The following is a 12,920-nucleotide window of genomic DNA, read 5'->3' as shown; positions in this document are numbered from 1 at the left end:
ACTCCGGGCATGGTGCCGTAGAGCACGATGGCGCCGCAGGCAACCTCCTTGTCGCGGCACAACCGATGGAGTGTGACCGCCGTCATACCCGCAACGTTTGACCGTGCCCTTGGGACACGGTCTGGAGTGGGTCTCGCACGTGCCGAACGCAAGCGACACGAGGGGTGCGAGATGAAGACACGATGGATGGTCAGGCGCGGCCTGACCCTGACAGCGGTGGCCGGGATCGCCGGGGCGCTGCTGGCCGCGCCGGCAGCGGGCGATGCCGCACGGACGAGCGGACCGGACTGGGGGGCGTGTCCGGACGACGTGGTGACGGCGGTGCCGCTGGAGTGCGCGACCGTGCCCGTGCCGCTGGACTACGACGATCCTGACGGCACGCAGATCGAGGTGATGATCTCCCGGCTGGCCAGCACCAACCCTGCGGAACGGCAGGGCGTGCTGCTGCTCAACCCGGGCGGACCCGGTGGTGCCGGCCTGGCCCAGCCGGCCGACCTGACCAGCCTGGGGATACCGAGCAGCGTCCTGGACGCCTACGACCTGATCGGCATGGACCCCCGCGGGGTCGGCCACTCGTCGCCGGTGAGCTGCGGCTTCACGGTCGAGCAGGGCTACCCGGGCAACATCCCGCCGTACGCGCCGGACGAGGCGGCCGTCGTCGAGCAGGCCAAGCAGGCGAAGGAGATCGCCGACCAGTGCGCCGCCCACGACACCGAGGGCCGCATGCGGCACATGACCACTGCCAACACCGCCCGCGACATGGACCTGATCCGGGAGCTGCTCGGCGAGGACCAGCTCAGCTTCTACGGCGCCTCGTACGGCAGCGCGCTCGGCTCGGCCTACGCCTCGCTGTTCCCCGAGCAGAGCGACCGGATGGTGATCGACAGCAACCTCGGTGCGACCTCGCTCGACCGCGACAGCATGCGCCGGTTCGCGCTCGGCCTGGAGGTCCGGTTCCCCGACTTCGCCACGTGGGCGGCCGAACGGCACGAGAGCTACGGGCTCGGCCGGACCCCCGGCCAGGTGCGAGAGAACTACCTCGCGCTGGCGGACCACCTCGATCGCCACCCGGTCGGCGAGCTCAACGGTGCAACCTTCCGGCTCTACGTGTTCGCCGGGCTCTACAAGGACCGCAGCTTCGCTTCGGTCGCACAGGTCTGGCAGTCGGTGAACGACGGCGACGTCGAGGCCGCGCTCCGTGCGGCGGAGAAGCTGCAGCTCCCGGTGCCCGGCGTGCCGGCCACCGTCGTCGAGCAGAGGTCGGGTGCGGCGACCCCGTCGCCCTACGACAACGCCTCCTCGTCGTTCCTGGCGGTCACGTGCAACGACACCGACTGGCCGGAGGACGTGCAGACCTACCAGCGCGACGTCGCCGCCGACCGCGAGCGCTTCCCGCTGTTCGGCGCGGCGTCCGCGAACATCACGCCGTGCGCCTTCTGGCCCAACGACCCGGTCGACCCGCCGGTGGAGATCAACGACGAGGGCCCGCAGAACGTCCTCGTGCTGCAGAACCTGCGCGACCCTGCCACCCCGCACCTGGGCGCGGAGATCGCTCGCGAGGCGTTCGGCGACCGGGCCCGCCTGGTCAGCGTCGACGCCGGCGGGCACGGCGTCTACGTGTACGACGACAACCCGTGTGCGCTGAACACCACCACGCGCTTCCTCCTCGACGGCGACCTGCCGGACTCCGACGTCTTCTGCGCGGCGTCGACGACGTCGGGCCTCGCCCTGGACCGCGCGGCCCAGCGGGAGCGGGCCGAGACCCTCGCCAAGCTGGGTTGGTGAGCAGCTAGCGGATGAAAGACGCGGGGCATCTGCCGACGATGTCCCGCGGTCTTTCGTTCGGTGGACCGAGGGTGTGCTGGCACGACACCGTTGAGCCGAGACATCGTCGACAGTGACGGCGCACCGCCGATCCGAAAGATCCCCCGCTCTCGGGGTGGTGCCACGGGCTCGACAGGCGGACGGTGGAGGAATGGACCCCAGCACGGACGCGGCTTCGGCCGACGCGGTCGCGGAACGCCTCTTCGGCGCCGTCCTCGGCACCGTCGACCTGATGTCGACGTTCCTGGGCGACCGCCTGGGCTGGTACCGCTCGCTGGCCGACGACGGTCCCGCGACACCGCCCGAGCTGGCCAAACGCACCGGCACGGATACCCGCTACGCCCGCGAGTGGCTGGAGCAGCAAGCCGTCACCGGCCTGCTGCACCTCGACTCGGACGGCGCCGCCGACGAACGCGTCTTCAGCATCCCACCGGGCACCGCAGAGGTCCTGACCAACCAGCACAGCCTCAACTTCATGGCGCCCGTCGGCCGGATGTTCGGCGCCGTCGGCCCTGCCCTCCCCCAGCTTCTGGAGGCCTACCGCACCGGCGACGGGGTCAGCTGGAACGAGCTCGGCGATCACGCACGCGAGGGGCAGGCAGACGCGAACCGGCCGTGGTTCGAGCACCGGCTGGCCGATGCGCTCGCCGGCGTCGAGGACCTGCACGGGCAGCTCTCGCGTTCCGGCACCCGCGTCCTCGACGTCGGCTGCGGCGGTGGCTGGTCGAGCATCGCGCTGAGCCGGGCGTACCCCACCGCCGCCATCCACGGGATCGACATCGACGCGCCGTCGGTGGCGATGGCGACCGAGAATGCCCAGGCCGCCGGCGTCGCCGACCGAGTCCGGTTCTCCCACGGTGACGCCGCCGAGCTTCCGGCCGATCAGTATGACGTGGCCTTCGCCTTCGAGTGCGTCCACGACATGCCCCGGCCGGTCGACGTGCTCGCAGCAGTCCGGAAGTCGCTGGCCCCCGGCGCTCCGCTGATCGTGATGGACGAAGCAGTGGCCGAGTCGTTCGCGCCGGATGGCGACGAGCTCGAGCGCATGATGTACGGCTTCAGCCTCTTCGTCTGCCTGCCCGACGGCCGCTCCAGCAGTCCGAGCGTGGCCACCGGGACCGTGATGCGCCCCGCCCGCTTGGGGCAGTACGCCGAGGCCGCCGGTTTCACGGAGTTCGAGGTCCTGCCGATCACGGACTTCTCGTTCTTCCGCTTCTACCAGATCAGGTAAGAACCTCTCCGATCCGGCCAACGCCCACGAACCCGAGCAGGCCGGAGACCTCGAACGGACGTGCTCCGCAACAGTGCACTATTGGGGCCATGGTGCGAAACAACTACATCATTGCTCTCGTCACGTTCATCATTGCGGCACTGACGACGGCGACCTGGTGGACCCTCGGCCGGGACACGACCCGTGAGGTCGACGCCGCTACCGGAACCACCACCGGGCCCTACGAGGCGCCCCAGGTGATCGCGTGCGTCGTCGTGCTCGTCGGGCTGGTGGTGGTCGGCGCCCTGCTGCTCCCGGCGTGGCTCGCGGTGCTCGGAGTCAGCCTGCCTTTCACCGCGGCCTGGACGATCCAGGCCTCGTCCGAGGACGACTCCGGGCTCTGGGTGGTCGGAGCAGTGCTCGTCCTGGTCGGCACGCTCGTGGGCGGCACGATCGTCACCGCGGTGACTCGCGGCCTGGTACGAAACCGAGATTGACCCCCGAGGCGATCACAACACGGGCCTGCTGAACCAGTCGAGCGAGAGGTCGGCGACCGCGGCCGGGGCGTCGTCGGTCATGAAGTGCGCCGCGTCGTCCACGTAGGCGAACTCGACGCGATCGGCGTACCGCTCCGGATCGCGGCAGACGCGCCCCATGATCTCCTCGGTCCAGGGGCGGTCGCGACGGCCGAAAACGACGAGGGTCGGCACCGTGAGCCGACGACGGCGGTAGACGCCGCGCATCAGGCGCATGGCTTCGGCCAGGACCATGCGGCGGCAGAGCGGCCGCACCGCGCCGTCGATGTCGGGTCGACGCATCGGGGCGAGGTGGGCTTCGACGGTTGCCTCCGACATCGGACGCGCGACGTACCGCTCGGAGAAGACTCCGCGCAGAGAGGCGCCCGGGCGGTGCCAGACGAAACCGGGCAGGTGCTCGAAGCCCGGGAGGAGCTTCGGGCTGAACCGCATGAAGCCCGGCGGCACGGAGAGCTGCACTGCCGTTCGAACCCGCTCGGGGTGGTCGTAGGTCAGCTGCATCGCGGTGATCGCGCCCATGTCGTGGGAGACGAGGTGGACGCGCTCGATGTGGAGGACGTCCAGGAGCGCGAGCAGGTCGCGGAGCCGGGACTCACGTTCGATACGCGGGTCGTCGGCCACGGTCCAGCCTGCCCCGCGCAGATCGGGGCAGATGACGCGGTAGCCGCCCGCGGCGATGACCGGCGCTATCGCGTGCCACTGCCACCAGTGCTCGGGAAATCCGTGCAACAGCACGACCGGTTCGCCCTCGCCGATGGCGGCGACGTGAGTGCGCAGGCCAGGCGTCTCGACGACAAGATGGTCGAAGCCGGGGGCCTCAGGCAGCGGCGGCGACCACGTCGAGGCGCCGACGGAACGGGTGATGCGAGGCTCGGGCGTGGACATGGCGACCACCTTCGCGCGGCGAATATACTATGTTCATAGTAGTCCGAGCAGAAAGAGGTGTCCATGGCGGCGGCCACCCGGGAACGCGCACTCGAGGCAGCCGTGGAACTGCTCGGCGCGGAGGGCGTACGCGCGTTGACCCATGCGCGTGTCGATGAACGGGCCGGCCTGCCGCCCGGGTCGACCTCGAACTGGTTCCGCACCCGGCGGGCGCTGCTCGGCGGCGTGGTCGACTGGATCGCCGAGCGCGAGCGCGCCGATTTCGACCCGGCCGCGCTGCCTGCGATGACAGGAATCGACGGGCTGGTCGAGGGCATGTGCGCCATGGCCGAGTTGCAGACCGGACCGTTCGCCGCGCGCACCCGCGCCCGCTACGCCCTCTTCCTCGAGCTCACCGGCGACCCCGACCTCGGCGAGCCGCTGCGGCAGCAACGCCGCGAGTTCGAGCAGTGGACCGAGCGGATAGTGATCGCCGTCGGCATCACCGAGCCCGTGCCGGCGACCCGGGCCCTCATGGCGCTCGCCGACGGGCTGCTCCTGCACCGGCTCACCGTCGATCCCGCTCTCGACCTGCGCCCCGCCATCGAACGCGCGGTGCGCGCCCTCGCGGTGCCGCCCGGGACGACGGCCGGCCGGGATCACCGCGGTGGCCGTCGCTCCTCCTAGCCGTTGGGCACGCGGGCATACGCGACGTTGGCAAGCGCCGGAGGCAGGTCCCCTCGGACCATGACAGACGCCTCCTGGGTCAAGAGCTCCCGAAGGCGGTCACGATCGCTGGTGGCAGCAGCCCGGTACTGGGGGTGGACCTGGAACACCGGGTCGAGCTCGGCCATGAAGGTGTCGGCCGGAGGAAGCGGGTACGCCGCCTCGACGCGCTGCGACCAGGGGTCGACGCAACCGGCGTTGCTCAGCGCCTGCTCCAGCTCGGACCTCTCGAGGTACTCGGTCAGCGGGGCTACGAACTGCCCCACCTCCGGGTCGTCCATCCGGTTGATGGCCCTGGCGACAGGACTGAAGAACGGCGCGCCCATCGGGTGCGCCCAGTTCACGATGCTGACGAGCCCACCCGGTCGCACGACCCGCACCATCTCGGTCAGCGCCGTCGCCGTCTCGGGCCCGAAGTACACCACCCCGAGCACCGAGAACGCCGCGTCGAACGTGTTGTCGTCGTACTGCAGGTGGAGTGCGTCCATCATCGTGGCCGAGGAACGGGGGTAAGGCCGTAGTCGCTCTGTGGCACGAGCGACCATCTCGCTGGAGAGGTCGATGGCACATACGTCGTATCCGCGTTCAGCTGCGGGAACGGCCAGGGCCCCCATGCCTGCGCACACGTCCAGGACGCCTGCCCGCGGAGGTAGGGGCGCGCCGTCCAGGGCGGCACGTGAGAACAAGCCCGAGCACGGGTCGCACCACTGCTCGTAGGCAGCGAGCGTCCGGTCGAAGTGGTTCTCGGCTGATGTGGTCACCATTGCTCCTCGTCGTTCCTGCGCTGGGTGTCGGTGTGCCCCGCGGGAGGGCTCACCACCAGCAGCAAGCACACCAGCCGCTGACCAGGCTGCCCATCCTCCAGCGGCCGGAAACAATACGAATGCGTACAGCTGCGCCGTGTGCCGTCAGCTACCATCCGTCGGGTGGACGTGCTCAGCTCGGTGATCCGCAGTGTCCGCGTCGGCCGCGCCGAGGCCTGCTCGATCAAGGGCTCGGGAGCGTGGGGGTGGCAGTATCCGCCTCAGGTAGGTAGCGGATTCCACATGGTTCTGCACGGCAGCGCCTGGCTGATCACGGCCGACAGCCAGCCGCTCGAGCTGAAGCCGGGCGACGTCGTCCTCGCACCCTTCGGCGCCACTCACGGACTGAGCCATGCCCCGTCGTCGCTCCGGGACCTGCCACCGGCCGTCATGAGCGAAGACCTCTTAGACCCCGACTCGTTCGACGTCGAGCTGCTCTGTGGCGCGTACTGGCTCGAGCACGGGCACGTGCACCCCTATCTTCAGTCCCTGCCCGAGGTCCTGCGGGTGTCGCCGGACTACGACCGTGATCCGCGGCTGCGGACGCTGGCAGATCTGCTCGGCGCGGATGTGTCCGATGCCGGCCCGGGCACGGACGCGACCCGGCCGGCCCTGCTCGAGGTGATGCTGACCCATGTCCTGAGGCAGTGGCTCGAACAGAACGGCCCGACAGGCTGGCCGCAGGTCACGGATCCGGCGATCGATGCCGTCGTGCGCGAGATCCACGCGGGCCCGGACCGGCCGTGGAGCGTGCAGACGCTCAGCGAGACCGCGGGGATGTCCCGGACCGCTTTCGTCGAGCGGTTCCGATCACAGCTGGGTCAGCCACCCATGGCCTACGTGACCAGCTGGCGCCTGACCTACGGCGCTCAGCTGCTGAAAGAGACCGAAGTGCCGCTGGCAGCGATCGCTCGCAGGGTCGGCTACTCGACCGAGTTCGCGTTCGGGACCAGCTTCCGCCGCAGGTACGGCATCTCGCCGGGCCGGTTCCGCCTCGCCCAGAGCGGCGCGTCGCCAGCCGGCGGACTCTGAGAACTCGCTCGGTCGCTCCGCCCCGTTCAGGCGTCCTTGTTCGCTGGGACGTACTCGGTCCCGGTCCCCCGGAGCGACTCGGTCCAGTGCCGCACCGGTTCGGGCACAAGAAGTTGAGCCACGGGGTCGTCGCCGAGCGCGTCCCGGAGCTCGTCGTGCTCCACCGAGCCTCCCGACTGCTTCAGGAACCGGGTACGGATCACGGCTTGCGCATACACCGTCGGGCCGATGCAGATCGTCTGCTCGACGTACCCCCACCGGTCGTCCAACCCGATCAGCCGTGTGTACAGGTCGAATCGCTGGCCCAGCCTGAGCGAACGCCGGTAGGTGATCGTCTGGCCGGCCACGACCGGGTACCAGCCCATCTTGCGCAGCACGTCCCAGAACCCCGAACGGATCAGCAGGTCCATCCGCCCGACGTCCATTATCGACAGGTACTTGCCGTTGTTCATGTGGCCCAGCAGGTCCAGGTCGGTCGGCAGCACCCGGAACGGCGTGCGCGCGGTCTCCGACAGCTCCAGGCGCCGACGCGAGCGAACCCGCCAGCGCAGCATCATCAGACGAAAGTAGAGGTTCATGTCCCACTCCTCGGCACCATGGGTAACTTCACTCTTCTGAAGCCAGGAGGCGAACGCTAGCATCTGAGTTCAGATGTCTGAATCCAGCAGGGAGGATCTCGCCGTGGGAATGACGCTGACGGGCGCACTGGAGGATCGGTCCACCTGGAGCGCGACCGGGTGGTGTCCGGTCGAGAAGGCCGTCGAGATCATCGGCTCCCGCCCCGCGATGCTGATCATGCGCGAGGCCTTCTACGGCACGACCCGCTTCGACGACTTCGTCGAACGGGTAGGAGTCGCACCGGCTACCGCCGCCTCACATCTGCGAACGCTCGTGGCAGCCGGGCTGCTCGAGCGCCACGTCTACCAGGAGCCTGGCGCGCGACGTCGCGAGGAGTACCGCCTCACCGACGCCGGGACCGATCTGCTGCCGGTCGTACTCGGCCTGTTTCAGTGGGGACGCAAGCACACCAGCACCAACCCGCCGATCAGCTTCACCCACACGGGGTGCGACGAGCCGGTCGGTGTCGCCGTGCAGTGCGACGCCGGGCACCGGGTCGGCCTCGCCGAGATCACGGCCACCACCGTGCTTCCGAGCGTCAGGGAACCAGTTCCGCCGCCTGAGCACTCGGCACCCGCGCCGCGTCCCAGACCTGCATCAGCTGGGTGATCGCCGCGTCGAGAGTCTCCATCGGGGTACCGTCGCGGCTTTCGACAGACAGCCCCCAGAGGAACCCTGTGATCATCACGGACATACCATCCGCGTCGATCGCAGCCGGCAGCTCGCCTGCGTCAACAGCGCGCTCGATGCCGGCGCGGACGTTGCGCCGCACGACTGCTCGGTGATCAGCGAGCAGCGCACGGACGGTTGCGTGGTCGGTACCCCCGACCGCCGCGGCGAGGACCATCAGGCACCCCGACGGGTGACCAGGTTCGGTCTGCATGCGTGCGGACGCCCTCAGCACGTACTCGACCGCCGCCCTGGGAGGTAGCGAGTCCTGTCCGACTGCCTCGGTGACGCGACCGAAGGATCCCGCGTAGGTGCGGACAACTTCCTCGAACAATGCTTCCTTCGAGCCGAAGGCCGCGTAGAAGCTCGCTGACGAGATTCCCATCCGCGCGCGGAGCTGAGCGAGGCTCGTCGCCTCGTAGCCGTGCTCCCAGAACAGCCACAACGCCGCCTGAACCGCAGCATCCCGGTCGAACTCCCGAGGCCGCCCTGTGCGCGCCATACCCGCCTCCCGCCATGCGTCGGCTCCATCCGGATTTCAAGACTAGATGACTCACAAGTCCGACACAAGAGGATGCAGCGGCAGCTTGTTGCACTGCGTGACGTGTGCTCTACTTGCAGATCACTTGATCCAGAATACAGGGAGCACTCATGAACGCGGCTGCGGCCATCACCACATCGCCTGACAGGACGCGAGTACCAGCCGGCTACGAGTCGCACTACGCGCACGTCAACGGGTTCCGCATGCACTACCTGCGCGGCGGAAGCGGGTCACCCGTCCTGCTCTTGCACGGCTTCCCACAGACCTGGGCCGAATGGCATCACCAGCTCGGTCCGCTTGCCGCGGACCACACCGTGATCGCGGTGGACCTGCGCGGGACTGGTGACTCGGAGGTGACCAGCGACGGATACGACACCGTCCAGATGGCCGACGATGTGCACGCCCTGCTCACTCAGCTGGGCCTGAACGACGGGATCCAGATCGTCGCCCATGACATCGGTGCCTGGGTCGCCTACCCCTACGCCGCCCGATGGCCTTCCGAGGTGGATCGCATGGCCCTGCTCGAAGGGCCGCTCCCCGACGAGACCGTGTACGACTATCGGGCGCTCGACCCCGACGGCGGCCCCTCCATCTGGCACTACGGCTTCTTCCAGGCGGACATCGCCGAAGGGCTCATCGCCGGGAACGAGCGCGCCCTCGTCGAGGGTTTCATCGGTCAGTTCCTGGGCGACCAGACGGCATTCGCCGCTGTCGACTACGAGTTCTACGCCGAGCGGCTGCGCAGGCCCGGGCGCGTGGAGGCCTGGGTGAAGATGTATCGCTCGCTCGCCGTCAACATCCAGCAGAACAAGCAGCTGCAGGCCGCCGGCCCGATCGGGATGCCCATCCTGGCGGTCGGCGGCGAGAAGTCGCTCGGCAAGAGCATCGGCACCCAGCTGGAGAGGTACGCGACCCAGGTCGACACACGCGTGCTGGCCGGAGCTGGGCACTGGGTCACCGAAGAACGGCCCCACGAAGTGACCGAGCTGCTGCGCACGTTCCTGCGCTGACGCGCCCGGCCCGAACCAAGCGCCCCCGTGGCCGCCGCACCCCGCGCTGCAGCCACCAGGCAACCTGACAGAAGGAGAGCCATGTACGACAAGGTCAGCTGGCCCGACGAGTTCCACCCGCGAATCTCGGCCATCTACGGACTCAACGACATAGACATCGACGCGCCACCGGAGATCGTGTGGAAGCTACTGGTCGACGCCGAGAACTGGCACACCTACTTCCCGCCGGAGAACCAGATCAAGATCACGACCGGCACACCCGAGCTCGAGCTCGGCAGCGAGTACAGCCGATTCACCGTTGGGTTCACGATGCGCTGCGTGGTGACCGAGTTCGAGCCGTTCCGCCGGCTCGCGTGGCGGACGTCGGTGGACGGTGATGAAACCAGGTCGACTGCGTACCACGGTTGGGTGATCACTCCGACCAGCACCGGAAGCCACGTGTTGACCGAAGAGACCCAGCAGGGTGAGTTCTTCCTCGAGGAGATCGGTCGAAAGCGTCCGGGCGCGGTGTACGACTACCACCAGGACTGGATCGAGCGCCTGGCCCGGGCAGCAGAGGCAGAGGCCGCAAGGCAAGCAACGTCAACCGGCTCTCAGCTGGAGCGGTTGCCCCGCTAGCTCAAGCCGAGGCAGCTCACCTCAAGCCCTCGACCGTGCGGCGTCGTGCGTGCCGGACAGGCGCGACGCCGCACCTCGACGCCAGGACGGATGACCACCACTCGATGGGGTTGCTCGTGATCGTGGTCGTGGAACAGTGCGGGCCGGCCCGCATCGAAGGGCCGGCCTGCACGCTGTTGCCGGGGTCAGCCCGTGGCCACCAGCGGCGGCTCCTTCCGAGCCGGTGGGTCGTCCGGCGTCGGCGTCGGCGTCGGCGTCGGAGTGGGAGTAGGAGTCGGCTCTGGCTCGGGTTCGACCGACTCCTGCGCCGTGCCACCGCCGACGAACGCGTCCTCATCCCCATAGCTCACGACGTCGACGCGGGATTCCTGGACGGCCTGGGGCAGCTCCGGGTGGTCGCGGCGGAACTCTTCGGTCGGCGTCTGCTTCCTGGGCGACTTGTCCAGCTCGACGCCACCGTAGATCGGGTAGGTCCAGGTCCACGGCTCGCCGTTGACGATCTCCTCGCGGGTGACCTCGAACTGGACCCGGGTCCAGTCGTTCTCCATCATGTCGTCCCAGACGTCCTTGGCCTCCCAGTCCGTCCCCTCGGGCCACAGGGACGCGTCCCCGGAGTCGATGATCGCGTCGTACGGTCCCGGGTTCGCCTCGTTGCGCTGCTTCACCCACGCGGCGGCGACCCGGGCCCGGTAGACGCTGCGCAGGTCCGCGTACTTCGGGTCGGTGTTGATCAGCTCCTCGACCACTGGGGCGAGGTGCTCCTGCGCCATCCGGAAGTTGTGGTCCATGATCTCGTCGCTCGCGGTACACGGCTCCTGGCCGTCGGGGTAGTTGGTGAACTCCATCCGCTCCTTGCCCACGCTCATCGGGGCATCCAGGATGTACAGGCGGTCACCCTCCTGGCGGACCTTGGCCGGGGCGGCGTAGATCCACTGGCGGGTGGAGGGCCAGCACACACTGCCGTCCGGGTTGGTCCGCAACGAGTCCCAGTACGCTGCACCGACCTCGGTCTCGGGATTTGTCAGCCGGGTGAAGTCGCGCTTCATCTCCAGGTCGGCCTCCAGGAGCACGCGGGCGGCCTTGGTGTCCGCGAACAGCGGGTCCGTGACCTGGTCGGGGTGATCCGGGTTGAGGTTGACCCAGAACACCTCGTCGGGCAGGGCGAGCCAGGTGTAGAACGCGTCCGAGCTCAGGTCCAGGGTCTCCTCGCCGCCGAAGGACGGGTTCGCGGCCTCGTCGGGGTTGTCGTCCGCCTGGAACGAGTAGCCGACGTCGCCCGTGCCGGAGTCGACCTCCAGGTAGCTGAGCTCGAGCGTCGACCAGTCGATCCCGCCCGGCCGCCGGAACCCCCAGTCGCGCGCGCCGAGCTCACGGGGCAGGTTCTGGTAGCGCCGCGCCTCTGCCGGTGTCCTGCCGGTCTGCTTGGCCAGGTCCTGCACCTTGCTGTTCTGGCCCTTCGAGCTGGGGTCGATCGGCCCGGGCGCGCAGCGGGCGGCGGGCTGCACCACGCTCATGCCGGAGACGCACCCGCCCGGGAAGGTTGGCCGGATGTTGGTGATCCTGGGCTTGACCTTGATCCTGGCCGAGTCCATCTTGGCTTCCTTGAGCGCATCACGGGTGGGCTTGTCCGGCGCCTGGCCGTGGACGTACGTCGTGCGGGACAGCGTCTTGTTCTCGACGAGGACCTTGTACCTCCCCAGCTGGTCGCGGGTGTGTCCCGACCCCGCCTTCACCTCGATGGCGAACTTCGTCGTCTTGTGGACGATGTCCACCCGGACGGACTTGCCCTTCGGACCGAGAGTCTTCTCGCAGAGCCAGTCGTCGCCGGTCAGCCCGAGCTTCTCGACGATGAGCTTGTGCAGGGCGTGCCCCCGCGCGTTGTTGTCGTGCACCGTGACGTAGCTGTTGCGCCACCCGTCGAAGGCCGCGTTGATCTGCGCCTTCGTCTTGAGCTCCGGGTGCTTGTCGAGCCAGGCGTTCCACCGCGCGAACAGGTGCGTCTCGGTGCCGACGCTCTTTCCCCGGTACTTCGTGCCGTAGTCCTTACGCACCTCCTGGGGATCGTCGCTCGGCAGCGCGGCGTTCCGGACCGGCTCGGCCGGGTTCACGTAGTCCAGGGGCAGTTCCCCGAGCGCGGCGATCTCCGCCGGGTCGGGCATCGTGGTCCGCTGCGGGCCCGTGGGCTTGGGCAGGTTGAACACGTCACGACATAGTTTCCCCTTGAGCGGCGCCGCAGAGGCAGACTCCGCCTGCGGGACCGTCACCAGGGTAAAGATCAGGGCGAAAGCCAGGAGGACCGCCTGTAGCCGTTTCCGAGCATCGGTCGTCAGTGACACGATGACTCCTTCCAGGACGTATGGGTCCGTCCGACCGTCGCGCCGGACGTCACGTGGCGGCACCAACGTACGCAACGAACTATTACAAGCGCGACAAAAGTCGACATGGGACGGAGTGGCCGGGGATCTGTGG

The 12,920-nt window shown here is 68.8% G+C and carries 13 protein-coding genes; 8 read left to right on the top strand and 5 right to left on the bottom strand.

Annotation, left to right across the window (positions count from 1 at the left end):
- Nucleotides 1-171: 171 nt before the first annotated feature.
- From C8K30_RS20995 to C8K30_RS20985, 3 genes are all read left to right on the top strand, one after another.
- Nucleotides 172-1,785, top strand: coding sequence for an alpha/beta hydrolase (locus C8K30_RS20995; protein WP_108494849.1), 1,614 nt, complete (start codon nt 172-174; stop codon nt 1,783-1,785).
- A gap of 190 nt (nt 1,786-1,975) precedes the next feature.
- Nucleotides 1,976-3,055 carry a bifunctional 2-polyprenyl-6-hydroxyphenol methylase/3-demethylubiquinol 3-O-methyltransferase UbiG gene (locus tag C8K30_RS20990; protein ID WP_108494848.1) on the top strand — a complete coding sequence of 360 codons (1,080 nt, stop codon included), beginning with the start codon at nt 1,976-1,978 and terminating at the stop codon, nt 3,053-3,055.
- An 89-nt stretch (nt 3,056-3,144) separates the two neighbouring features.
- Nucleotides 3,145-3,531, top strand: a complete 387-nt coding sequence (locus C8K30_RS20985; protein ID WP_108494847.1) for a hypothetical protein — start codon at nt 3,145-3,147, stop codon at nt 3,529-3,531.
- A gap of 12 nt (nt 3,532-3,543) precedes the next feature.
- Here C8K30_RS20985 and C8K30_RS20980 read toward each other — a convergent pair whose 3' ends face one another.
- A complete protein-coding gene (locus C8K30_RS20980; protein WP_108494846.1) occupies nt 3,544-4,455 on the bottom strand; it encodes an alpha/beta fold hydrolase in 912 nt (303 codons plus the stop codon).
- Between the two features lie 63 nt (nt 4,456-4,518).
- Between C8K30_RS20980 and C8K30_RS20975 the strand changes: the two genes are divergently transcribed.
- Nucleotides 4,519-5,121, top strand: coding sequence for a TetR/AcrR family transcriptional regulator (locus C8K30_RS20975; RefSeq protein WP_108494845.1), 603 nt, complete (start codon nt 4,519-4,521; stop codon nt 5,119-5,121).
- On the opposite strand, the gene C8K30_RS20970 is transcribed toward C8K30_RS20975, so the two are convergent.
- Nucleotides 5,118-5,921, bottom strand: coding sequence for a class I SAM-dependent methyltransferase (locus C8K30_RS20970; RefSeq protein ID WP_158281081.1), 804 nt, complete (start codon nt 5,919-5,921; stop codon nt 5,118-5,120). The two genes, C8K30_RS20975 and C8K30_RS20970, sit on opposite strands and share 4 nt — an antisense overlap.
- A gap of 165 nt (nt 5,922-6,086) precedes the next feature.
- On the opposite strand from C8K30_RS20970, the gene C8K30_RS20965 reads away from it, so the two are divergent.
- Complete coding sequence (locus tag C8K30_RS20965; protein ID WP_108494843.1) at nt 6,087-6,995, top strand: AraC family transcriptional regulator; 909 nt, start codon at nt 6,087-6,089, stop codon at nt 6,993-6,995.
- A gap of 26 nt (nt 6,996-7,021) precedes the next feature.
- On the opposite strand, the gene C8K30_RS20960 is transcribed toward C8K30_RS20965, so the two are convergent.
- A complete protein-coding gene (locus C8K30_RS20960; RefSeq protein WP_108494842.1) occupies nt 7,022-7,573 on the bottom strand; it encodes a thioesterase family protein in 552 nt (183 codons plus the stop codon).
- Between the two features lie 73 nt (nt 7,574-7,646).
- Here C8K30_RS20960 and C8K30_RS20955 point away from each other — a divergent pair, with 73 nt between their 5' ends.
- Nucleotides 7,647-8,222: a helix-turn-helix domain-containing protein gene (locus tag C8K30_RS20955; protein WP_199230613.1), complete on the top strand. Its 576-nt coding sequence runs from the start codon at nt 7,647-7,649 to the stop codon at nt 8,220-8,222.
- Here C8K30_RS20955 and C8K30_RS20950 read toward each other — a convergent pair.
- Nucleotides 8,152-8,784 carry a TetR/AcrR family transcriptional regulator gene (locus tag C8K30_RS20950; RefSeq protein WP_108494840.1) on the bottom strand — a complete coding sequence of 211 codons (633 nt, stop codon included), beginning with the start codon at nt 8,782-8,784 and terminating at the stop codon, nt 8,152-8,154. The two genes, C8K30_RS20955 and C8K30_RS20950, sit on opposite strands and share 71 nt — an antisense overlap.
- A gap of 149 nt (nt 8,785-8,933) precedes the next feature.
- Here C8K30_RS20950 and C8K30_RS20945 point away from each other — a divergent pair, with 149 nt between their 5' ends.
- Both C8K30_RS20945 and C8K30_RS20940 read left to right on the top strand, forming a co-directional pair.
- Nucleotides 8,934-9,833 (top strand): alpha/beta fold hydrolase, encoded by a 900-nt coding sequence (locus tag C8K30_RS20945; protein ID WP_108494839.1) that lies wholly within the window; start codon nt 8,934-8,936, stop codon nt 9,831-9,833.
- 27 nt (nt 9,834-9,860) lie between these two features.
- On the top strand, nt 9,861-10,451 hold the full coding sequence (locus C8K30_RS20940) for an SRPBCC family protein (RefSeq protein WP_199230612.1): 591 nt from the start codon (nt 9,861-9,863) through the stop codon (nt 10,449-10,451).
- Nucleotides 10,452-10,636: 185 nt separating this feature from the next.
- Here the strand turns inward: C8K30_RS20940 and C8K30_RS20935 are convergent, their stop codons facing one another.
- The gene (locus C8K30_RS20935; RefSeq protein WP_146197546.1) at nt 10,637-12,787 is read right to left on the bottom strand and encodes a hypothetical protein; all 2,151 of its coding nucleotides are present in this window, start codon (nt 12,785-12,787) and stop codon (nt 10,637-10,639) included.
- Nucleotides 12,788-12,920 lie beyond the last annotated feature (133 nt).

It is taken from the genome of Promicromonospora sp. AC04, from assembly GCF_003058225.1.
Taxonomy (GTDB): Bacteria; Actinomycetota; Actinomycetes; order Actinomycetales; family Cellulomonadaceae; genus Promicromonospora.
This window is presented reverse-complemented; position numbering and strand designations above follow the sequence as displayed.